Raw genomic sequence first — 23,556 nt, forward strand, 5'->3', positions numbered from 1 at the left:
CGAACGGACAGACATCATGCAAGATCTTTTGGACATCAGAGTACTCGCCGCGCTGGAACCGATCTCGTCGTTCAGCCCGGCGCGCTTGCGCGAGCTGCTCGATTACTGCCATGTGGAAAGCGTGGCGCAGGGCAGCGACCCATTCAAGGACCATCCGCCGGTGGGGCAATCGGTCTACCTGTTGCGCGGCGAACTGGAAGTGGAGTACGAAGACAACAACCGCGTGGTTATCCGGGCCGGCTCGGAGTGGGCGCGGCATCCCATCGGGAAGCGCCAGCCTGACATCCGTGCGGCGCAGGCTCTCAGCAACGTACAGCTGCTGCGGGTGAACGACGATCTGCTTGATCGCATGGTGACCTGGGACCAGTTCACCTATCACGACGATGTGAAGCCGATGGCGGTGAAGGAGGGCTCCGAGTCGGCCGTGAAGAGACTGCTCAATTCCGGCATGTTCAGCGCGGAGAACCTGAGCAACAGTCCATTCGCCTACCTGCCGTCCGCCAATATCGGCGAGCTGCTCAATCGCATCGAGGCCATCGCGGTGTGGGACAAGGATGTCATCATCCGCGAAGGCGACGAAGGCGATTATTACTATCTGATTGAGAGCGGGCGGGCCCAGGTCACCCGACTGGTCGGCGGGGCGAATCTGGTGCTGGCAGAACTCAAGGCCGGCGACGTGTTCGGCGAGGAAGCGCTGATCTCGGATTCCAAGCGCAATGCCACGGTGACGATGAAAAGCAACGGTGTGCTGCTGCGGCTGAAAAAGCAGGACTTCATGCAGTTGATGCAGGAGCCGCTGTTGCATCGCATCAGCTACCAGGATGCAAAACAGAAAGTGGCGCAGGGGGCGGTCTGGCTGGATGTGCGGCATCCTCCCGAATATCGTCACGACAAGCTGCCGGGAGCGATCAACGTCCCGCTCAATGACATCCGGAATGCGATCGGTGTGCTGAACAGGGCGACGCCCTATATCGCCTATTGCCAGAGCGGCCGCCGCAGCGCGGCTGCCGCGTTCATTCTGGCGCAGGCGGGATACGATGTGTATGTCTTGGAGAACGGTTTGTGGTCCGTGCCCAAGGCGCAACAACAATAGCGGTTGAAAGGTCGAGGAGAAAAAAGCATGGCCAGTCCGGCACAAGGCAATATGAACGACATGGGGTTGCGGTTGGAGTTCACCAAGAACCTCAACCACGTCACCAACAAGATCCATGCTACCAGCAACATCGACGAGATCATGCTGGACGTCAGCAAGGATATCTGCAGCCTGTTCAATGCGGACAGGCTGACGATCTACGTGGTCGGCGAAGACAAGGCGTCGCTGATCTCCAAGGTCAAGACCGGGCTGAACTCGTTCAAGGACCTCAAGTTGCCGATCGCCGAGCAGAGCATTGCGGGCTATGCCGCCTTCCACAAGAAGATGCTCAACCTCAAGGATGTCTACGACGAGCATGAGCTGGCGGCCTACAGTTCGACCTTGCGTTTCCTGCAGGATGTGGACAGGCGCACCGGCTATCGCACCAAGCAGATGCTGGTCGCGCCCATCGTCGATGTCGAAGGCGGTGACCTGATCGGGGTGATGCAGGTCATCAACAACAAGGCCGGCATACCCTTCCCGTCGATGGTGGAAGAAGGCGCGCGTGAGCTGGCGCAGACCTTGGCGGTGGCGCTCAAGCAGCGCCAGCAGCAGGCCAGCACGGTCAAGACCAAATACGATTACCTTGTTGCCGATGCCGTGATGTCGGCGGCCGAATTCGAACTGGCGACGCGCACCGCCCGACGCAAGGGCATCGATGTGGAAGAGGTGTTGCTGAACGAATTCCAGGTCAAGCCGGAAGCGCTGGGCAAGGCATTGTCCAGTTTCTTCGGTGTGCCGTATGAACCGTACAAGCCAGACCGGATCAAGCCGTCCGAGCTGTTGCGCAACCTGAAGCGCGAGTATGTGGAAAGCAGCCACTGGGTGCCGGTGGACGATACGCCGGAAGGGGTGGTGATTCTCACCACCGACCCGGAGCGGATCCAGGCTTCGCGCGTGGTCAACAACATCTTCCCCAAGAACCGCCTGATCTACAAGGTGTGTACCCAGCGCGAATTCAAGGCCACGCTCGACCTGTTCTACGGCGGTGGCGGTGGCGGGGTGGGCGATGTCACCGGCAGTTTCGAAGACATGGGGAGCATGGACGACCTGCTCACCTCGCTGGGCAGCGGCGAGGAGGAAGATGCGAACGGTGCCAGCCAGGATGATGTCAGCGCTGCGGCCGACAACGAACTGGTCAAGCTGGTCAACAAGATCATCATCGATGCATACAAGATGGGAGCATCGGATATCCATGTCGAACCGCAGCCCGGCAAGGCCAAGACCTTGATACGCTTGCGCAAGGACGGCTCGCTGATGAATTACATCGAAGTGCCCTCCACCTTCCGCAATGCGCTGGTCACGCGCCTGAAGATCATGTGCGATCTGGATATTTCGGAGAAGCGCAAGCCGCAGGACGGCAAGATCAAGTTCAAGAAGTACGGTCCGCTGGATATCGAGCTGCGCGTGGCGACCATCCCTTCGCAGGGCGGTGTCGAGGATGTGGTGATGCGTATCCTGGCTTCCGGCGAGCCCATTCCACTCGACCAGATGGGCTTCTCGGCCCGCAATCTGGAACTGGTGAAGAAGACGGTCAGCAAGCCCTACGGCCTGTTTTTCGTGTGCGGCCCGACCGGTTCCGGTAAGACCACCACGCTGCATTCGATCCTGAAGCATATCAACACGCCGGATACCAAGATCTGGACGGCGGAAGATCCGGTGGAAATCACGCAGAAAGGTCTGCGCCAGGTGCAGGTCAACAAGAAGGCCGGTCTTGATTTTGCGACAGTGATGCGCTCATTCCTGCGTGCCGACCCGGACGTGATCATGGTCGGCGAAATGCGCGACAAGGAAACGGTTTCCACCGGCATCGAGGCGTCGCTGACCGGCCACCTGGTGTTCGCCACCCTGCACACCAACAGTGCGCCGGAATCGATCATCCGCCTGCTCGACATGGGCATGGACCCCTTCAACTTCGCCGATGCGCTGCTCGGCATCTTGGCGCAGCGTCTGGCCAAGCGCCTGTGCAAGGATTGCAAGAAAGCGCATATCGCCACGCAGGACGAGATCAAGGCCCTGCTCACCGAATATGCGGCCGAGCTGATGAATACGGAAACCTGGAAAAAAGACCCGAATGCAGCCTACAAGGCTCTCTATGCCGAGTGGGTCCGCTTGTTCGGGGACGACAAGGGGCAGATCACGCTGTACGAGAAGGTTGGTTGCGAGAAATGCTCCGGCACCGGTTATCGCGGGCGCGTCGGCCTGCACGAACTGCTGATCGGTACCGATCCGGTGAAAAAAGCCATCCAGGAACATGCGCGCGTCGCGGAACTGTTTGCCATCGCGCTGGAAGAAGGGATGCGCACCTTGAAGCAGGACGGTATCGAGAAGGTGTTGAGCGGCATCACCGACATCCACCAGGTTCGTGCCGTCTGTATCAAGTAGCTTTAGCTCCACTGCAGAATCGGGAATAGTTATGATGCAAAGCGAGAATCTGTTGCACCGACTGGAAGAATTGAATGCGATTGGTGTGGCTCTTTCTAGTGAGCGGGATATTGATCGGCTGCTGGAGACCATCCTGGTTGCCGCCAAGCGAATCACCAATGCCGATGCAGGAACTTTGTATCTGTATGAGCCAGAAAATAAACAGCTCAAATTCTCGATCATGCGCACTGACTCGCTGGGCACCGCGCAGGGTGGTACTAGTGGCAATCCCATTACGCCTTATCCAATCCAACTGATCGACAAGGATGGGAAACCCAACCATTCTATGGTGGTTGCGCATGTTGTATTGGAAGATGTGACGGTGAATATCCCTGATGCCTATACCGCCGAGGGCTTTGACTTTTCGGGTACCAAAAGCTTCGACAAGAAGAATGGCTATCGCTCTACTTCGTTCCTTGCAGTGCCGATGAAGAACCATGAGCGCCAAATCATCGGAGTTTTGCAGCTCATTAATGCGCAGGATAGGGAAAGTGGCGTGATTGTGTCGTTCTCTGAAGACGATCAGCATCTGCTTGAGTCTTTGGCTTCGCAGGCGGCCATCGCCCTAACCAATCGGCGCCTTATTCAGCAGCTTGAGGACTTGTTTGAATCATTGATCAACCTCATTAACACGGCCATCGACGATAAATCGCCCTATACCGGCGGGCACTGCGAACGTGTACCTGCCCTGACCATGATGCTGGCCGAGGCGGCGAACCACTCCAGACTCGGCGTGCTGAAAGACTTCAACCTGACCGACAAGGACCGTTACGAACTCAAGATCGCCGGGTTGTTGCACGATTGCGGCAAGATCACCACGCCGGTCCACGTGGTCGACAAATCCACCAAGCTGCAAACCATCTTCGACCGCATACACATGATCGACACGCGTTTCGAGGTGCTGAAGCGCGATGCGGAGATCGAGATGCTCAGGGGCGGCAGGACTCAGGCGGATTATCAGGCACTGATCGGGCAGCTCGGCGACGAGCGCGAATTCCTGCGCCTGTGCAACGTCGGTTCGGAGAAGATGCGCGATGCCGATATCGCCCGCGTGCACCAGATCGCCAAGCGCCAATGGCGCAATGCCGAGGGCAAATTGGCGGATTTCCTGAGCGAGGAGGAAATCGAGAACCTGACCATCCGTTCGGGTACCCTGAACGCGGCTGAACGCGAGATCATCAATCGTCACATCAACGTCACTATCAAGATGCTGGAGGCGTTGCCCTGGCCGAACCACCTGAAGCGGGTGCCCGAATATGCCGGCGGGCATCATGAGCGTATGGACGGCAAGGGTTATCCCAAGGGGCTGACGCGTGACCAGATGTCGGTACAGGCGCGGGTCATGGGTATCGCCGATATCTTCGAGGCGCTGACGGCCAAGGACCGCCCCTACAAGGAAGGCAAGACGCTCACTGAATCGCTGACGATTCTGGGTAAATTCAAGGAGAACGGCCATATCGATCCCGACCTGTTCGATGTGTTCATCCGCGAAAAGGTCTATCTCGATTACGCCAGGCAATTCCTCCGGCCGGAACAGATCGACGAGGTGGACGAAAGCAGGATACCCGGCTATACGCCCTGACTCTTGCTTTAAGCGGGTCGGGGTGACAAAAATCGTCAGCCGGCTGACGATTTTTGTTTTGGTCAAATGTTTATTCGTGTAAGTCTGGTGAATAAGCTGAGGGAGCGATAGGTTTTTTTGTGAACTTAACGTTTGGCACGGCTTCTGCTAGTATGTATGAGCACACCATGTGTGTAGCCCGCAAAGGCACAATAAATTCTTCCAAGGAGCTCAATATGAAACAAATTCAAAAAGGTTTCACCCTGATCGAGCTGATGATCGTGGTTGCGATCATCGGTATTCTGGCGGCGGTGGCGATTCCTGCTTATCAGGACTATGTGGTCAAGGCCAAGCTGTCCAAAGTGGTTACATCTCTGGATCCCATCAAGACAGCAATCGCCATGTACTATCAGGAGAATGGATCGTTCCCGACTACTGGGGCTGCCACAACCGACGCATGGCTTTATGGCGCTACGGCTGGAACGGGAACACCATCGGTATGGACCTCTCTGGGTTTAACGACTGTTAACCTGCCGCCGGAACTGAGTCGGATTGATTATTCTGCATCTGCATCAGGCGACCAGTATGGATTGTCGCTCACATTTGCGACCGGAAAGATAAAGGCGACTACGATTGACGGCCAGTCGGTGGTTCTTGGTCCAGTCACGGGCCAAACGGTTGCGGCAGGTGGCACGATCACTCTGGCTGCAAGTGGCGTCGGGGCCGGCATGACTTCGCTGCCAGTTCTCTACGCGTGCAGCACTAATTTGGATACGATCGCCAAGAAATTCTTCAATAATTCCGGCGCAAATTGTCCTTAAAGCATTATTTAGTGCAAAAAGGCCCCTCCATGGAGGGGCCTTTTTTTGCGTGAGGAATACGTGAAACATCGTGCCAGATTGATCAATTATTTTTCCCGGCATGACCGGGGCTGGGTATTGGGGCTGTGCGCGCTGGTAGGCGCAATCTATTTACCATTTCTCGGCAGCCAATTTTTTTTCGATGACTTGAGTTTTTTTTCTACCGATACCGTTGAGGTATACAAGAGCAATAGTTTCGATTTCGGCCTGCGCTGGCTGCCTTATGCCAGCCTAGGCAGGTTATACGCGATATTCAGCAGTGAATTTTCGTACATCTACCGTTTATGCAACATGCTGCTGCATGCTGCCAATGCGGTTTTGCTATTTTATTTCCTGCGTAACCTGGTCGCTGCGGTTCAGGCGTATGAGATTGAGCCTGCGCGTGCGGTACGTGGTGCATGGTTCGGGGCATCGGTGTTCGCCCTGCATCCAGTGGCGGCATTTGCCGTCGGATATGTAATCCAGATCAGCGTCCTGATGAGCACGCTGTTCTCGCTGCTGATGCTCCTCGCGTATTTGCACGGTCTGTTGAGCGGTGAAAGGCGCTGGTTTGCCCTGGCGGTACTCGCCTATTTCCTGGCCTGTTTTTCGAAAGAGCACAGCGTACTAATGCCTGCGGTGTTATGGGCTATGGGTTTGTTGCTGAGCAGCGGGAAGCGGGTTGATCGGCATGTATTGTGGCTGACCTGGTTGGCGCTCATTGCCATTGCGCTATTTGTTACTTTGCGTGCACACGGCGTGCTGGGCAGTCCTTACGAGCCGATGGCCAAGCAGTTGTTCGCGCAGCAGGGTATCGAAGAAAGCACGCCGGTGTTGCATCTGCTCAGTGCCCTGACGCAGGCAGGCTTGTTCTTCAAATATCTGCTGTTGTGGATATTGCCGGACCCGACGTTAATGTCGATCGACATGCGCGAAACTTTCCTTGCTGCGGCAACATCATGGCAGGCGTGGCTCGGCGGCATTGCCTTCATGCTATACGGAATGTTTGGTATTCGTCTGCTGCTGCGCGGCGGTACGAGCGGCCTGTTCGGCTTCGCCATGCTTTATCCCTGGCTGTTATTCTGGGTAGAGATGGCGGGGATTCGCATGCAGGAGCCTTTCGTGCTGTATCGCAGCTATCTGTGGATGCCCGGTATGGCTTTGTTTATACCTATTGTCTTGGCAAAGTTGCCGGAACAAAGGGGGAGACTGATAATGGTCTGTCTGCTGCTGTTGTTCATTCCATTATCGTGGGCGCGTTTGTGGATTTTTTCGGATAGTTATCGCTTGTGGAATGAGGCTGCGATTCTGCTTAAGGATGAACAGGTGGCTGGAGCGGATCGTATTTATTTTAACCGCGGGCAAGCCGAGATGGCTGAAAAGAAGTGGGAGGCTGCCGCAGCCGATTTCAAACGTGCATCCGATATAAGTCCGGAATTGGAGCCTATACATTATTTGTTGGGAGCGGCATATGGCAATGCTGGACGATTCGCGGAGGCGCTGACGCAATTCGATACAGCAATATCCCTCCAGCCAGACGATAGCCAAGTATATTTTTCCAAAGGGATGACTCTAAAACTCCTGCATCGGGACGAGGAGTCAATGCTGCAGATGGAGCAAAGTTGCAAACTTAACAATAAGGTGGCCTGCCTGATTCTGAAAGTTCAGCATCGAGGACGCAATTCGATGGGAGAAAATCAAGGTGATGGTTCAACTAATTGATTTATTTTAATAAAAACGAATGGAAATTATTTTTCATAAAATCGCTAAAGTTTCAGAAATCTTTGTCGATACACTATCCATACGTGCAATTGTGTCCCCTCGCATTGCTACGTGCCGCCTGAATCACCCCTCTTGGCTTATTTGGCCAAGAGGGGTGATTCCGTTCATTTGTAGGTCATATTCCTACACGATAATCGGAATACGTCGGATATTTTCCTTGGCGGTTCTCCCCGAGAATGCAATCGTCGTAACAAGACAACACAATGTTTAAGCGAGGGGACTGCTATGAACACGAAGCAAATGCATGAGGAAATCAAGGAAACGAATCTTTCTTATATGTTGCTTGCGCAGCAAATGATCCGCGACGATAAGGCGAGTGCGATTTTCCGTCTTGGGGTGAGCGAGGAGTTGGCGGACCTGATTGTCGGGCTTTCTCCGGCGCAGATGCTCAAAATGGCGGCATCTAACATGCTGCTGTGCCGATTCCGCTTTGATGAGCGCCTGTTGCTCAACATGGTCACCGACTACAACAAGGACAGAATGATGTCGCAGGCGCATGCAGCCATCCTGATGTCCGGCCAGCCTGCCGAAGCCCTGACGATCTGAGCGGACGGGCCAAAATCATGCGGAACAAGAGCGTTGTGAACGAGGCGCGCGAGATCCAGATAGCGGTCGACCTTATCGAGCTGGGCGCGCGCCTGCAGTTGTTGCAGGAGGAGACCGGGTTGAGCCGGGAGCGGTTGTTGCGGCTCTATAAAGAGGTCAAGGGCGAGTCGCCATCCAAGGGCATGTTGCCATATTCGACCGACTGGTTCATGAGCTGGTTGCCCAACATCCATTCCTCCCTGTTTATGGGGATACATCAATATCTGACCAGGAACGCCGGCATCTCCGGTGTGGAGGCTCTGATCAAAAGCTATCGCCTCTATCTTGAACAGGTGGAGGTGGTCGATGAGCCAGTCCTGAGCATTACTCGAGCATGGTTCCTGATCCGCTTCTTCGATGCCGGAATGCTGCAACTGACAGAATGCAAAGAGTGTGGAGGGCAATTCGTGGTGCACAGTAACGAACTCTGTGCGAACTACAGTTGCGGTATCTGCCGCCCCCCTTCGCGTGCGGGAAAAACGAAAAAAGCTGCGCAAGCCGAGGCCGCAGTCGCCTAAAGTTCTTGTACCGGGCGCCGCTACTACTGACGAGTAGGTATCATCAGCAGTGGCGGCGTTGTTGCGTCCGGGATTGCTGAAAACTGAAATGCTGCGGAATTTTCATCCTGTTCCATGCATGAACAGGGCGCCTGGCTGCTACGATACCATCGTAAAATCAAGAAAGTTTCGACTCGAGGGAGCGTAAAAATGCTGGTGATTGTTGGTTATATCGTGGTTCTGGGCTCCGTCTTCGGCGGTTTCGCCCTGGCCGGCGGGCATCTGGGAGCATTGTTCCAGCCACTGGAGTTGCTGATGATCGGCGGCGGTGCGCTGGGGGCCTTTTTTGTCGGCAACACCATGAAATCGGTGAAGGCCACCTTCAAAGACCTGCCGAGCGTGTTTAAAGGCGCGAAATACACCAAAGAAAGCTACATGGAGCTGATGGCGCTGATGTACGAGCTGCTCGGCAAAGTGCGCAAAGAAGGCCTGATGTCCATCGAGGGCGATGTCGAGAATCCGCATGAAAGTCCGGTATTCGCAAAATACCCGAAGATATTGGCCGACCACCACGCGGTCGAATTCATGACCGATTATTTGCGCATTATGGTCAGCGGCAACCTCAATGCCATGGAAATCGAAAACCTGATGGATGTGGAGATCGAGACGCACCACCACGAAGCGCTGGTGTCATCCCATGTTATCGCCAAGCTTGGCGACGGCATGCCGGCTTTCGGTATCGTCGCGGCGGTGATGGGGGTGGTGCATACCATGGAGTCGGTGGGCATCCCCCCTGCAGAGCTGGGCATGTTGATCGCGCATGCGCTGGTCGGAACCTTCCTCGGCATTCTGCTGGCATACGGTTTCGTCGGTCCGCTGGCCGGGCTGCTGGAGCAAAAGGCCGAGGAGGGCAGCAAGATGCTCCAGGCCATCAAGGTCGTCCTGTTGGCAAATCTCAATGGTTATGCGCCTGCGATGGCGGTCGAATTCGGGCGCAAGGCGCTGAATTCGACCGAGCGCCCCGGTTTCGCCGAGCTGGAAGAACACGTCAAGCAGAAACGATGATTGCTTCGATAACAAGACCCATAGTCCACAGTCATGGCGAACGAAGATAAACGACCTATAGTCATCAAGCGCATCAAGAAAGTGGCGGGCGGTCATCACGGCGGCGCGTGGAAGATTGCCTATGCAGACTTCGTTACCGCGATGATGGCGTTCTTCCTGCTCATGTGGCTATTGGGCTCGACCGCCAAAGGGGATCTCCAGGGTATTTCGGAATATTTCAAGACTCCCCTGAAAGTTGCCCTGATGGGTGGTGCGGGCAGCGGCGACAGCTCCAGCATCATCAAGGGGGGCGGACAGGACCTCACGCGCAGCACCGGGCAGGTCAAATCCGGCGAACTGCTGCCGGAAAAAAAGGTGATCAACCTCAAGGCGACGCAGGAAGAGTTCGAGCGGCTGGAAAGGAAGCGGGAGCTGGAAAAGCTCAAGGAACTCAAGGCCAATATCGAGAAGGCGATCGACACCGATGTCAAGCTGAAGAAATACAAGAACCAGATATTGCTCGATCTGACCAGCGAAGGTTTGCGGGTGCAGATCGTGGATGAAAAGAACCGCCCGATGTTCCAGAGCGGTAGCTCGGAGCTGGAACCGTACACCAAGGACATACTGCACGAGATCGGCAAGATGCTGAACGACATGCCGAACAAGGTTAGCCTGTCGGGGCATACCGACGCGCAACCTTATGTGACAGCGGACAGGCATTACAGCAACTGGGAGTTGTCGTCCGACCGTGCCAATGCGTCGCGACGCGAATTGATCACCGGGGGATTGGCGGAAGAGAAGATCGTCCGCGTTGTGGGATTGTCGTCTGCAGTGCTGTTCGACAAGGTGCAGCCGCTCAATCCGATCAACCGGCGCATCAGCATTATCGTGATGAACAAGCGGGCTGAAGAAGCGGCATCGCATGACGGTGGCAGCGTCAATATCGATGCCGAAACCGGCGATCCGCTGGATGCGGCATCGGGTGTGCTTGCCGCCTCGGCGCCGGCGGTCGCGGCGGCGCAAGAGCCGGCAGGATCGGCTGTCGGCGTTGCCGAGCCGCCTGCTGCCGCACATTAAAGAATACAAGTCCCATGCCGCTATGGTTAAACAGGCGGGTAAAGAAGCAACAGGGACCGGAGGCCGCAAATGAATGACTGGTGGAGCAAGCTGTCGATCAAGAACAAGTTGCAGATCCCCATCCAGCTGATATTGCTGGTCGTGATGGTTGTCGCCCAGCGCTGGGCGTTCGATCGCTACGAGATGCGCGTGCTGGAGGATGCCAGGAACCGGGCGGTGATTCCGGCGGATGGCACGTTCAACGGTTTGAATATGATGATGCTGAACGGCACCATCTCGGATGTCGATCAGCGGCGCCTGTTCGTCAGGAAAATGACGGCATCCAGCCAGGCGGAAGAGCTGCGCATCGTGCGCGGGGCAGCGGTGCAGAAGCAGTTTGGCGCCGGCACGGACGAAGAGCAGATCAAGGACGATCTTGATCGCGCGGCGCTGAATGGGGGCGAGCAGCAAAGCCAGTTTTTCGAGAGGAACGGCAAGCGCATCCTGCGCGTGGTGGTGCCGATCGCCGCTGCAAAGAATTTTCGCGGCACCGGAACGAACTGCATGCAATGCCACATGGTCGACGAGGGCACGGTGGTCGGGGCAGTGACGGTCAGCCTGGACATGACCGGTGAATACGCGGCGATGAACAGGGCCAGCGCGGCATTGTGGGTGGGGCAGATCGCCGTGCAGATGGTGCTGTTCTTCGTCATCGGCTGGCTGATCAACCAGGTGACGCGCCCGACCCGCGAATTGCAGCAGGTGATGCTGGCAATGCAGGCGGATGGCGATCTGTCGCGCAGGGTGTCGGTGCACAGCAAGGATGAGGTCGGCCAGACGGCGGCGGCGTTCAACGCCCTGATCGACAGTTTTACCGTGATCATCCGCCAGGTGCTGGACGGCGTCGGCAGGATCAACAGGACCACCGGCCATATCGCGGCCACCTCGTCCGAAGTGGAGAACAGCTCGCGCGAACAGAGCAAGGCGGTCTCATCCACTGCGACGGCGGTCGGGGCGGTCACCGCCAGCATCAACTCGGTCGCGGAGAACACCAGGGCGGTACGCGGACTGTCCGAGAAGAGCCTGCAGCAGACCGAACGCGGCAACCGCAGCGTGGAGGAGATGGTGCGCGAGATACAGAGCATCGAGAATGCCGTGCAACAGATCGCATCCGCCGCCGGCGAGTTCGTGGAGAGCGCACGCACCATCGCCAGCATGACGCAGCAGGTGAAGGACATCGCCGACCAGACCAACCTGCTGGCGCTGAACGCCGCCATCGAGGCGGCGCGTGCCGGCGAACAGGGGCGCGGCTTCGCCGTGGTGGCGGACGAGGTGCGCAAACTGGCGGAGAAGTCCGCCCAGTCGGCCAGCGAAATCGACAAGGTGACCAGCAAGCTGGACGAGAAATCCGCGCGCGTTGAACAGGCCATCGCGTCCGGCGTGCAGTCGCTGCAGATCACGCACAAGCACGTCGAATCGATGGCGGCGGTGCTGAACGAGGCCGGCGCGGCGGTCAGGGAATCGAATGTCGGCGTGGGCGAAATCGCCGTGGCGGTGGGCGAGCAGGGGGCGGCAAGCAACGAGATCACGCGCAACATCGAGCAGATCGCCAGTATGGCCGAGAAGAACCATGGGGCGATTGAGCAGACGGCTCACGACATTGCGGAACTGGAGCGCATGGGAGCTGAACTGAACAGTGCGGTTTCGCGCTTCAAGGTTTAAGGGACTGAAACTGGATGGCGAGGAGAATGAAATGCTGGGCAATATGACAATCAAGGCAAGGCTGGTCCTGCTGGTGGGTGCCATCATGGCGGTGATCGTGTTCAACCAGGCGACCAGTTACTACGCCATCACCCAGCTGCAGAACGCAACGCAGGACATCGCCAAACGGCACATCCTGCTGATCCGGCTGGCGAATCGCATCATGTTCACACTGGCAGACCAGCGCACGGAAGTGCTGCTGGGATTGATGCACGATCCTTCCAATTCGGCCAGCAAACTGCACGACCATCCGATCGGCAAGCATCTGGACCAGATTGCCGCGAACAAGGTGAAGTTGAATCAATACGTCGAGGAGATGGAAAAAAATTCCAATACCGACGAAGGTCGTGCCAAGCTGAAGGAGTTTTCCGCAGCCCGTCGCGCCTTCCTGGAGGAGGGGCTGGATCCGGCAGTGGAAGCAATCAAGAGCGAGCGCTGGTACGACGCGGAACATCTGGTGCTGCTCAAGATCAATCCGTTGGTGACAGCGGTGGTCGAGCGCGGGCGCGACATGGCCCAGTTCGAGGACGATATGTCGAAACAGGCCTTGGAAGAGGCGATGGCCGCTGCGCACCGGATGGAGATGCTGATGCTGTTCGGCATGTTGCTGTCGCTCGCGGTCGGTGTGGGGCTCGGTTATTCCATCATCTCGAGCATTGTCCGTTCCACCGGCGAGATGAGCGATGCGATGACGCGTACAGCAGCCGATGGCGACCTGACACGGATTGTCGCCATCCACGGCAATGACGAATTGGCACAGGCCGCCAGATCCTTCAACGCGCTGATGGATAGCTTCCGCCAGACCATCCGCCAGGTCCACAACAGCGCCGATACCGTCATGTCGACGGCAACCCAGCTTGCCGCTTCTTCCACCCAGATCACCCAGGGATCGCAAGTGCAGAGCGAGGCCGCCGCCTCGACTGCGGCAGCGATCGAAGAGATCACCGTGAGCATCACCTCGGTGGCGTCGAACACCGAGGAGGTGCGCAAGATAGCCGAACGCAGCCTGGAACAGGCTACGCAGGGCAATGAGAGCGTCACCGTGATGATGGCGGAGATCGATAATGTGCAGGACGCCGTCAACCAGATCGCCAGTTCGGTCAAGGAGTTCGTCGAGAGCACGCGCGCCATCGCCAGCATGACGCAGCAGGTGAAGGACATCGCCGACCAGACCAACCTGCTGGCGCTGAACGCCGCCATCGAGGCGGCGCGTGCCGGCGAACAGGGGCGCGGCTTCGCCGTGGTGGCGGACGAGGTGCGCAAACTGGCGGAGAAGTCCGCCCAGTCGGCCAGCGAAATCGACCTGGTCACCAATTCGCTGAACCAGAAATCAACGCACGTCGAAACGACGGTGCAGGCAGGATTGCGCTCCCTGCATACCACCCAGGAACAGGTCGAGCGGGTCGCCGAGGTGCTGGCGGGAACGGGCGATGCGGTCAGGCAATCCAGGGATGGCGTAAGCGACATCGCCGCTTCGGTGGGCGAACAGAGCCTGGCCAGTACCGAGATCGCGCGCAACGTGGAGAAGATCGCGCAGATGTCGGAGGAGAACCACGCCGCCGTCGATTCCAACGCTCAGGATATCGTGCGGCTGGAAAGCCTGGCGAAAGAACTGCAGGGCGCCGTTGCACGGTTCAGGGCGTAGGGATCGTGCATGCGCCTGCGGGGCTCGATACCCGGGGAGAGACAGCAGTATGGTGGACAAGGATAGCCGGTTCGCGCAGGATATCCGGTCCGGCACTGAAGAAACGGCGAAATCTGCCGATGAAGCTGGCAAGGCCGGCTATCCGCGTACGAAATATGCGGCCAGGCAATTGAGAATCAGGAGGCGGGAGGCTTTATCCCCGTCATCCGAAGGAGATATATATGTCTGATCTGTTGAAGAACATCGATGCCCGCACCAAGTTGGCGGGCACCAACAAGCTGGAGATACTGATGTTCACGCTCGGCCTGGATAAACGCACCGGGCGCGAGGAGACATACGGCATCAACGTGTTCAAGGTACGCGAAGTGATGCGTATCCCGGCCATCACCCGTGCGCCGGACATGCCGGAGTCGGTGGAGGGCATGGTGAGCCTGCGCGGCGCCCTGGTGCCGGTGATCGATCTGGCCAAATATGCCGGCATCGAGACCGACGACAAGGCGGACATCATGATCGTCACCGAATACAACGGTCATACCCAGGGTTTCCTGGTCAAGGCGGTGGACAACATCCTGCGCCTGGACTGGTCGGCGATGCGCGTACCGCCCGCGATGCTGGTGGCGCAGATGGGCGGCCTGGTGACGGCGATCACCGAGTTGAAGGATGGCCGGCTGGTGATGATGATGGACGTCGAGAAGGTGCTGTCCGAGACCGGGCGCTTCGACACCGACGAGATGATCTTCAAGAGCGTGAAGCCGCTGGGCAAGGATCGCACGGTGTTCTATGCCGACGACTCTTCCGTGGCCCGGCACCAGATCCAGCGCACGCTGGATGCGATGGGGGTCAAGGCCATCGCCGCCATCAACGGGCGGCAGGCATGGCAGGAACTGTCCAAGATGGCCGACTATGCCGATGCCTCGCATACCTCGGTGAAGGATATGGTGCAGGTGATACTGACCGACGTCGAGATGCCGGAAATGGATGGATACATGCTGACCCGCAAGATCAAGTCGGACAAGCGTTTTTCCGGCATCCCGGTGCTGATGCATTCGTCCCTGTCCAGCTCGTCCAACCAGCAGCTGGGCAAGGCGGTGGGCGTGGACGAATATGTATCGAAGTTCGAGCCGCAGAAACTGGCCCAGACGTTGACCCGGTTGCTGGCCTAGTGAGGAGGGAAAGATGACTTATGCTGAAGACATGGTGAGTGGCGGGCATGACGGTCTGATGGACCAGATCGATGCGCGCACCAATCTGGCCGGCACCAACAAGATGGAGATCCTGCTGTTCAATCTGGGCAGCAACGAGAAATTCGGCATCAATGTGTTCAAGGTCAAGGAGGTATGCCAGATCGGCAAGGTCACGCGCACGCCGAACATGCCGGGTGGCGTGGACGGCATCGTCAGCCTGCGCGGCCATGTCATGCCGGTGCTGAACCTGGCCAATTTCCTCGGCATGAAGCCGGAGAAGAAACACGAGACCATGCTGGTGGCCGAATTCAACCGCCACATCCTGGGATTCCTCGTCGAGGGGGTCGATCGCATCATCCGCGTCGATTGGGACAAGGTCCATCCCACCGAGGGCATGTTGTCGGACAAAGGTGCGCTGATCAACGCCATCACCGAACTGGAGGACGGCACGCTGGTGTCCATCCTCGATGTCGAGCAGATCCTGGCCGATGCGTTCGGCGAGGCCGTGGTCGGCAATGTCGAGCGGATCGAGTCGGAACACGAGCTGTGCGTCTTCTTCACCGACGATTCCCTGGTGGCGCGCCGCAAGATCGTCGAGGTGCTCGACAAGATGGGGGTCAAGCACATCCAGTCCAACAACGGACGCGAGGCCTGGGACCGGCTGAAAGCCATGGCAGATGCGGCGCAGAGCGCGGGCATCAACCTGCACGACCAGATCCAGGTCATCCTCACCGATGCGGAAATGCCGGAGATGGATGGCTATGTGCTGACCCAGCATATCAAGGGCGACCAGCGTTTTGACGACATCCCGGTGGTGATGCATTCGTCGCTGTCGTCTGATGCGAACCGCGCCATGGGCAAGCGCGTAGGGGTGGATTATTACGTATCGAAATTCGATTCGATCGTGTTGTCGTCGACGCTGCGTCCGTTGTTGACGTGAAGGTGCTGGATGACCGATAGTTGCCGGTTGACATCGTCGGCGATGCTGCCGACGGGCGATATGGAAACTGACAGCTGTGTTTAGGAGAAAGTAATGGGCATAGAAGATACGAAATTTCTGGTGGTGGACGATTTTTCCACGATGCGGCGCATCGTGCGGAATCTTCTTAAAGAGCTTGGTTTTTCCAATGTACAGGAAGCCGAGGACGGTGTGGATGCCCTGAACAAACTGCGCGGCGAGTCCTTCGATTTCGTCGTGTCCGACTGGAACATGCCGAACATGACCGGCATCGATCTGCTGCGCGCGATCCGTGCAGACGACAATCTCAAACACCTGCCGGTATTGATGGTGACGGCGGAAGCAAAGAAGGAAAACATCATCGAGGCAGCAAAAGCAGGCGCTTCCGGCTATGTGGTGAAACCGTTCACCGCGGCGACTCTGGACGAGAAGCTGAAGAAGATATTTGCGGCGTTCCCGCAACTCAACAAGTGAGGCAGGCATGGCTACCAATACTGCAACCCAGGATTCAGACGACCTCGAAGCACTGTTCGACAGCATCATTGCGGCGAATGCGAATGAAGGCAAGCCGGCCGCGGTGACGGCGGCCAACGCCCCTGCGCTGGCAGGCGATGGCGATCCCGCCAAGGTCATCAACCAGATCGGCCACATGGCCCGCGCCTTGCACGACACGCTGCGCGAACTGGGCCTGAACAAGGAAATCGAAAAAGCGGCATCGACCATTCCCGACGCACGGGACCGCCTGAACTATGTGGCGACGCTCACGCAGCAGGCCGCCGAGCGGGTGCTGAACGCCATCGACGAGGCGCAGCCCGTGGTCGAGAAGGTGGGCAGCCAGGCCCAGCATCTGGCCAAACAATGGGACCTGCTGTTCGAGAAGAAACTCGATGTGCAGCAGTTCAAGGATCTGGTCACCCAGACCCATGCTTACCTGCATGAGACGCCCAGGCAGACCAGGGCGACCAATGCACAGCTGACCGAGATCATGATGGCGCAGGACTTCCAGGACCTGACCGGCCAGGTCATCAAGAAAATCATCGAACTGACGCAGAGCATGGAGCAGCAGCTGTTGGCGTTGCTGCTGGAGAATGTACCGGCATCGGTGAGGGCGGATCTGAACACCGGCTTGCTGAACGGCCCAGTGGTCAATGCGCAGGGCCGCACGGACGTGGTGACCAGCCAGGACCAGGTAGACGATTTGCTGGAAAGTTTGGGATTCTGACGGGGAAGGGAGAGGTGGGAAGGGAGGGGGATATGCGGCGCGGAGGTGATGACCCCTCCCCCGTTGCCCTTCTCTCTTCCCCGATAGGGAGACGGATATGAACGATTTCGTGGGAATGGAAGAGTTGCTGCAGGACTTCTTGATGGAGGCCGGCGACATGCTGTCCGATGTGGACAGCAAACTGATGGAGCTGGAAAAGAATCCCGGCGACAGCGCGCTGCTGAACGAGGTGTTCCGCGGTTTCCATACCATCAAGGGCGGAGCCGGCTTCCTCAATGCGGCGGAACTGGTGACGCTGTGCCACCTGACCGAAAACCTGTTCGACAAGCTGCGCAACCGTGAACTGACGCTGAGTGCCGAGTTGATGGACGTGATCTTTGCTGCTACGGCGGAGGTGCGCAAGATGTTCGGCGATTTGCAGCAAAGCATGCAGCCCGCAGCCGCTCCGGCGGAAGTGATCGAAGCGTTGAAGAATGCGCTGAGCGGGAAAGCCGTCGCCGCCATCGTCAAGTCTGCGGCAAAGCCGGCAGCGGCCAGTGCTCCGCCGGTAGCCGCTGCAACTGCCGTTGCCCCTGCGGCTGCAACAGCCGCAGCACCGGCAGGCGCTGAGAACGTCGATTGGGATGCGCTGTACAACGCACTCACCGGAGGTGCGGACATCGTCAAGGATGTCGGCGCGGTGCGGGACGAAAAGCAGATCGCGGCGGCGATCAACGAAGAAGAGTCTACCAGGAAGGCGTTCGGCCGCCGTTCCACCGATGTGCCGGGAACGACCGTCGGTCGCCGTGCCGGCGATGTCCCGGCTACCGAAGCGAAAGAAACGACCATCCGCGTCGATACCGACCGCCTGGACCAGGTACTCAACCTGTCCGGCGAGATCGGCCTGACCAAAAACCGCCTGACCCATTTGCGTTCCGACATCCTGCAGGGGCACAGCGATCCCGATACCTTGCGCGAACTCGACCAGTCGGTCAGCCAGCTGGATATGCTGGTGGTCAGCCTGCAAAATGCCGTGATGAAGACGCGCATGCAGCCGATCGGCCGCCTGTTCAAGAAGTACCCGCGCCTGGCGCGCGACCTGGCCCGTTCGCTGGGCAAGGACGTCGAGCTGGTGCTGAACGGCGAAGAGACCGAGATGGACAAGACCATGATCGAGGATCTGAACGATCCGCTGGTGCACCTGGTGCGCAACGCGGTGGATCACGGCGTGGAGACCGTGGAGGAGCGGATCGCCGCCGGCAAGCCAGAGAAAAGCGTAGTCGAGCTGTCGGCGCGTCAGGAAGGCGATCATATCCTGATCACCATCGTCGACGACGGCAAGGGGATGCGCCCCGAGGTGATACGCAACAAGGCCATCGAGAAAGGCCTCATTACGGCCGAGATAGCGAACACGCTGGACGAGGCCCGCTGTCTGGAGCTGATCTTCCTGCCCGGATTTTCGACCAAGGACCAGATCTCCAGCGTTTCCGGCCGTGGCGTCGGCATGGATGTGGTGAAGACCAATATCCAGAAGCTGAACGGCACGGTCAATATCCAGTCCGAAGAGGGCAAGGGGACGACCATCTCCATCTCCCTGCCGCTGACCCTGGCAATCCTGCCGGTGCTGGTGTTGCGCCTGGCCGACCAGTCGTTTGCCGTGCCGTTGTCGATGGTGCGCGAGATCCTGCCGGTCACGCAGGAAGGACTGCAGCAGGTTTCGGGCAAGGCGACCATGGTGGTGCGCGGCGAAGTGCTGCCGGTGCTGCCGCTGTCGCAGTTGATCGGCTGGGGCAGCAGCGACAAGTCGGAGGTCGGCGTGCTGATGCAGTTCGGCAACAACAGCTTCATCCTGACCGCCGACGGTTTCGTCGGCCACGAGGATGTGGTGATCAAATCGCTGGATACCTTCCGGCCCAAGGGTGTGGCCGGCGTCACCATGTCCAGCGAAGGCGACATCGTGCTGATCCTCGACATCAAGGAGTTGCTCAGCGACGTACGTGGCGGTCATTGAGTGAGGCGTTCATAGCCATCAAAAAACAAGGGTGACGACAACGAGCGTCATCGACAGATCAGGAGAAGAGCATGTTCGGGGGGGAGACCAGGCAAGCCAATCTGGCATTGCAAAGCAGATTGGCGGAGGCCGAGCGCGACATCGCCGCACTGCGCAGCGAACTGGCGCGTGTGGAGGGCGAGCGCGCTGCCGCGCAGGCTGCAGCGGCAGCGGCACGGACAGAATGCGATGTGGCTCGCGAGATATTCGGCAACATGCAAAACTTCGGCGTTTCCTTCGTCGAACTGCAGCAATCCCAAGCCCAGGCGGCCGGTTCATTGCGCGACGAGAAGGAGAATGCGATCGATGCCGCCAGGGTTTCCGCCAGCAACCGCGAAGCAGTCATGAAGATCGCCGGCAGTCTGGAATCGCTTTCCGGCGATACCATGCGGACTTCGCAGAACGTGAAGAACCTGACCGAGCGGGCGGCGCAGATCGGCAGCATCGTGCAGCTGATCAAGGAGATCGCCGACCAGACCAACCTGCTGGCGCTCAATGCCGCGATCGAGGCGGCGCGGGCCGGCGAGCAGGGACGCGGTTTCGCCGTGGTGGCGGATGAAGTGCGCAAACTGGCGGAACGCACCGCCAAGGCCACCAGCGAGATCTCCACCATCGTCGTGGCCATCCAGGGCGAGACCGAACGCACGCAGACCCAGATGCACGAGTGGTCCGGAAAATCGCAGATGTTCAGCAGCGAAGTCACTCATGTGATGCAGAACATGAAGCAGCTGCTCGACCTGTCGCAAACCATGGAAGGCGCCATCTCGGCGGCGGCATTGCGCAGCTTCATCGAGGTCGCCAAGATCGACCATATCCTGTACAAATTCGAGATCTACAAGGTGTTCATGGGGATATCGGACAATACGCCGGACAGTTTTGCTTCGCATACCGCCTGCCGGCTGGGCAAATGGTATTTCGAGGGCGAAGGCAAGGACTGCTATTCCAGGCTGGACGGTTATACGGCCGTGGCGAACCCGCACCAGTCCTTCCACCAGCACGGCAAGGATGCCGTGGCTGCGTTCCGCGCCGGCGAGGCCTTGCGCGGCATGGAACTGGTGGCCAGGATGGAGGCGGACAGCATGGAGGTGCTGGGCGGCCTGGAACGCATCGCCGTGGCGGGGGAACGCGATAGCGATCTGCTATGCCATTCCGCACGCTAGAATGGCGGCATGAGCAGCGCACATCCACGCGAGTTCCAATTCACCGATCACGATTTTCAGCGCATCCGCAAGCTGATCCACGAGCACGCCGGCATCGCGCTGGGCGAGAACAAGCAGGAACTGGTGTATAGCCGTCTGGCGCGGCGTTTGCGAGCCACCGGGATCACAAGTTTCGCCGATTACCTGGACCGCCTGCAGCGCGGCGACGGTGCCGAGTGGGAGGCATTCACCAATTCGCTCACGACCAACCTCACCTCGTTCTTCCGCGAGCCCCATCACTTCCCCTTGCTGGCCGAACACCTGCGCAAACAGGACGCCGGTCGTCCGCTGGTGTTGTGGTGCTCAGCCTGTTCCACCGGCGAAGAAGCCTACTCGATGGCGATGACGGCGGTGGAAACGCTGGGGGGGTACGAGCATCCGGTGCACATCATCGCTTCCGACCTGGATACCAGGGTGCTGCAAACGGCGCGCGAAGGGCGTTACAAGGCCGATGCCGTGAGCAGGCTGCCCGCGCACCAGATCGAACGTTTCTTCGTGCGCGGCAGCGGCGACCATGCCGGCGATATGCAGGTGCGGCCGGAATTGCAGAAGATGATCGATTTCCGCCGCATCAACCTGCTGGATGCGGCGTGGCCTGTCCATCCGCCGCTGGATGTGATTTTCTGCCGCAATGTGATGATCTATTTCGACAAGGCCACGCAGCTTTCCATCCTGAAGAAGTTCGCGCCGCTGTTGCGCGACGATGGCCTGCTGTTTGCCGGCCATTCCGAAAATTTCTACCATGCCGCCGCCTGGTTCAAGTTGCGCGGGCACACCGTCTACGAACTGGCGGACCAGGCCAGGAGCGGATGATGTCCGGCAAGGTCATCGTGGTCGGTTCGTCCACCGGCGGCACCGAAGCGCTCAAGGTGTTCCTGTCCGGCATGCCCGCGCACGCACCAGCCATCCTCATTGCCCAGCACATGCCTGAGTTGTTCACCAGATCCTTTGCCGAGCGGCTGGATCACCTGAGTGCGATGCAGGTACGGGAAGCGGAACACCATGAAGAGATCGTGGCAGGACGCGCCTATCTGGCACCCGGCCATTCGCACCTGCTGCTGGAACAGGTGGCCGGGAAATACCGTACCGTACTCAGCCGCGATCCCCCCGTGAACCGCCATCGCCCGTCGGTCGAGGTGCTCTTCCTGTCCGCGGCCAGGCATCTCGGTGCGCATGCCGTCGGCGTGATGCTGACCGGCATGGGCAAGGATGGCGCCGCGGCGATGCTGAAGATGAAACAAGCGGGCGCTTACAATTTTGCCCAGGATGAAGCGACTTGCGTGGTGTTCGGCATGCCGCGCGAAGCCATCGCACTCGGTGCGGTGGACGAGGTCGTGCCCCTGCCCAGGATGGCCGAACGCGTGCTGGCACACATCGCGCTCGCCGGATAGAGCCGTATTCCACCCGCTGTTCTGCGGTTTGATTTTCCCCCGGATCGCGATAATCGCCATGAGCAAAGGACCTTGCCATGGCCGAAGAAGACAGTGACCTAGAAAAGACCGAATCGCCCTCGCAACGACGCCTCGACCAGGCGCGCGAAGAAGGGCAGGTCGCGCGTTCGCGCGAGCTGTCCACGTTCGCCGTGCTGATGGCTGGCGGTGCGGGTATCTGGCTGATGGGCTCGGCGTTGTCGCAACATCTGATCGCGTTGATCAAGGATGGGCTGACGCTGGATACCAACCTGGCCTTCCATTCCGAATTGCTGGTGCCGCGCCTGCATGAATTGAGCATGGCGACGCTGCTCGCCTTTTTGCCGCTGCTCGGCCTGCTGTTGCTGGTTGCCGTGTCCTCGCCGCTGTTGCTGAACGGCTGGCTGTTCTCGCTCAAACCCCTGCAGCCCAACCTGAACAAGCTCAATCCGCTGACCGGGATCGGCCGCATGTTCTCCACCAACAGCCTGATGGAACTGGCGAAGGCGATCGCCAAGTCGCTGGTGGTGGGCCTCGTCGGCGCCTGGGTGATCTGGCATAACAAGGACGCGGTGCTGCAACTGGTGAGCGAACCTCTCGCCTTTGCCATCCCGCATCTCGGCAGCCTGATATGGGGCTGCTTTGCCGCCATCATGGGCGGCATGCTGCTGATCGTGGCGGTGGATGTGCCGTTCCAGCTGTGGGAACACAACAAGAAGATGAAGATGACCAAGGAAGAGGTGCGCCAGGAAGCCAAGGAGACCGAGGGCGATCCCCAGGTCAAGGCGCGTATCCGCAGCATGCAGCGCGAGATGGCGCGCCGCCGCATGATGGCGGAGATTCCGAAGGCCGATGTGGTGGTGACCAACCCGACGCACTATTCCGTGGCGCTGAAATACAACGACAACAAGATGCGCGCGCCGATGGTGGTGGCCAAGGGCTCGCATCTGATGGCGGCAAAGATCAAGGAGATCGCCCGGGAAAACAACGTGCCGATACTCGAGGCGCCGCCTCTGGCGCGTGCATTGCACAGGCACTGCGAGCTGGGACAGACCATTCCCGAGGCGCTCTATACCGCGGTCGCCGAAGTGCTGGCCTATGTTTACCAGTTGCGCCGCTACAAGCAGGTCGGCGGCGCCTATCCGCAGGAACCGCACGAATTGCCGGTTCCCAAAGAGCTCGACCCGGCCAACGCCGCGCTGTAGGTCGATTTCCGACAGGCCGGAATT

The 23,556-nt window shown here is 58.7% G+C and carries 20 protein-coding genes; all 20 read left to right on the forward strand.

Going from position 1 to position 23,556, the window contains the following annotated elements:
* The first annotated feature begins 16 nt into the window (after positions 1-16).
* Positions 17-1,093, forward strand: a complete 1,077-nt coding sequence (locus L6418_RS02090; protein ID WP_237247829.1) for a cyclic nucleotide-binding domain-containing protein — start codon at positions 17-19, stop codon at positions 1,091-1,093.
* A gap of 27 nt (positions 1,094-1,120) precedes the next feature.
* Positions 1,121-3,517 (forward strand): GspE/PulE family protein, encoded by a 2,397-nt coding sequence (locus L6418_RS02095; RefSeq protein ID WP_237247830.1) that lies wholly within the window; start codon positions 1,121-1,123, stop codon positions 3,515-3,517.
* 31 nt (positions 3,518-3,548) lie between these two features.
* A complete protein-coding gene (locus L6418_RS02100; protein WP_237247831.1) occupies positions 3,549-5,138 on the forward strand; it encodes an HD family phosphohydrolase in 1,590 nt (529 codons plus the stop codon).
* A 215-nt stretch (positions 5,139-5,353) separates the two neighbouring features.
* On the forward strand, positions 5,354-5,938 hold the full coding sequence (locus tag L6418_RS02105) for a prepilin-type N-terminal cleavage/methylation domain-containing protein (RefSeq protein WP_237247832.1): 585 nt from the start codon (positions 5,354-5,356) through the stop codon (positions 5,936-5,938).
* A 60-nt stretch (positions 5,939-5,998) separates the two neighbouring features.
* Positions 5,999-7,678 (forward strand): tetratricopeptide repeat protein, encoded by a 1,680-nt coding sequence (locus L6418_RS02110; protein WP_237247833.1) that lies wholly within the window; start codon positions 5,999-6,001, stop codon positions 7,676-7,678.
* A gap of 285 nt (positions 7,679-7,963) precedes the next feature.
* A complete protein-coding gene (gene flhD, locus L6418_RS02115; protein WP_237247834.1) occupies positions 7,964-8,284 on the forward strand; it encodes a flagellar transcriptional regulator FlhD in 321 nt (106 codons plus the stop codon).
* Positions 8,285-8,301: 17 nt separating this feature from the next.
* Complete coding sequence (flhC, locus tag L6418_RS02120; protein ID WP_237247835.1) at positions 8,302-8,841, forward strand: flagellar transcriptional regulator FlhC; 540 nt, start codon at positions 8,302-8,304, stop codon at positions 8,839-8,841.
* A gap of 189 nt (positions 8,842-9,030) precedes the next feature.
* Entirely contained in the window at positions 9,031-9,885 is an 855-nt protein-coding gene (gene motA, locus L6418_RS02125) for a flagellar motor stator protein MotA (RefSeq protein WP_237247836.1), read from the forward strand.
* A 33-nt stretch (positions 9,886-9,918) separates the two neighbouring features.
* Positions 9,919-10,941, forward strand: coding sequence for a flagellar motor protein MotB (gene motB, locus L6418_RS02130; protein ID WP_237247837.1), 1,023 nt, complete (start codon positions 9,919-9,921; stop codon positions 10,939-10,941).
* 69 nt (positions 10,942-11,010) lie between these two features.
* Positions 11,011-12,642: a methyl-accepting chemotaxis protein gene (locus L6418_RS02135; RefSeq protein ID WP_237247838.1), complete on the forward strand. Its 1,632-nt coding sequence runs from the start codon at positions 11,011-11,013 to the stop codon at positions 12,640-12,642.
* Positions 12,643-12,673: 31 nt separating this feature from the next.
* Complete coding sequence (locus L6418_RS02140) at positions 12,674-14,326, forward strand: methyl-accepting chemotaxis protein (protein ID WP_237247839.1); 1,653 nt, start codon at positions 12,674-12,676, stop codon at positions 14,324-14,326.
* Between the two features lie 221 nt (positions 14,327-14,547).
* Positions 14,548-15,489, forward strand: a complete 942-nt coding sequence (locus L6418_RS02145) for a chemotaxis protein (RefSeq protein WP_237247840.1) — start codon at positions 14,548-14,550, stop codon at positions 15,487-15,489.
* Between the two features lie 13 nt (positions 15,490-15,502).
* Positions 15,503-16,450: a chemotaxis protein gene (locus L6418_RS02150; RefSeq protein WP_237247841.1), complete on the forward strand. Its 948-nt coding sequence runs from the start codon at positions 15,503-15,505 to the stop codon at positions 16,448-16,450.
* A gap of 93 nt (positions 16,451-16,543) precedes the next feature.
* Complete coding sequence (gene cheY / locus L6418_RS02155; protein ID WP_237247842.1) at positions 16,544-16,942, forward strand: chemotaxis response regulator CheY; 399 nt, start codon at positions 16,544-16,546, stop codon at positions 16,940-16,942.
* 7 nt (positions 16,943-16,949) lie between these two features.
* A complete protein-coding gene (cheZ, locus tag L6418_RS02160) occupies positions 16,950-17,690 on the forward strand; it encodes a protein phosphatase CheZ (protein ID WP_237247843.1) in 741 nt (246 codons plus the stop codon).
* A gap of 97 nt (positions 17,691-17,787) precedes the next feature.
* Positions 17,788-19,680, forward strand: coding sequence for a chemotaxis protein CheA (locus tag L6418_RS02165; RefSeq protein WP_237247844.1), 1,893 nt, complete (start codon positions 17,788-17,790; stop codon positions 19,678-19,680).
* Positions 19,681-19,751: 71 nt separating this feature from the next.
* The gene (locus tag L6418_RS13430) at positions 19,752-20,879 is read left to right on the forward strand and encodes a methyl-accepting chemotaxis protein (RefSeq protein WP_269807819.1); all 1,128 of its coding nucleotides are present in this window, start codon (positions 19,752-19,754) and stop codon (positions 20,877-20,879) included.
* A gap of 9 nt (positions 20,880-20,888) precedes the next feature.
* The gene (locus L6418_RS02180) at positions 20,889-21,731 is read left to right on the forward strand and encodes a CheR family methyltransferase (RefSeq protein WP_237247845.1); all 843 of its coding nucleotides are present in this window, start codon (positions 20,889-20,891) and stop codon (positions 21,729-21,731) included.
* Positions 21,731-22,309 (forward strand): CheB methylesterase domain-containing protein, encoded by a 579-nt coding sequence (locus L6418_RS02185; protein ID WP_332875546.1) that lies wholly within the window; start codon positions 21,731-21,733, stop codon positions 22,307-22,309. The genes L6418_RS02180 and L6418_RS02185 overlap by 1 nt, the downstream gene beginning before the upstream one ends.
* Positions 22,310-22,386: 77 nt before the next feature.
* Complete coding sequence (gene flhB / locus L6418_RS02190) at positions 22,387-23,532, forward strand: flagellar biosynthesis protein FlhB (RefSeq protein ID WP_237247846.1); 1,146 nt, start codon at positions 22,387-22,389, stop codon at positions 23,530-23,532.
* Positions 23,533-23,556 lie beyond the last annotated feature (24 nt).

This window comes from Sideroxyarcus emersonii, from assembly GCF_021654335.1.
In the GTDB taxonomy this organism is placed as follows: Bacteria; Pseudomonadota; Gammaproteobacteria; order Burkholderiales; family Gallionellaceae; genus Sideroxyarcus; species Sideroxyarcus emersonii.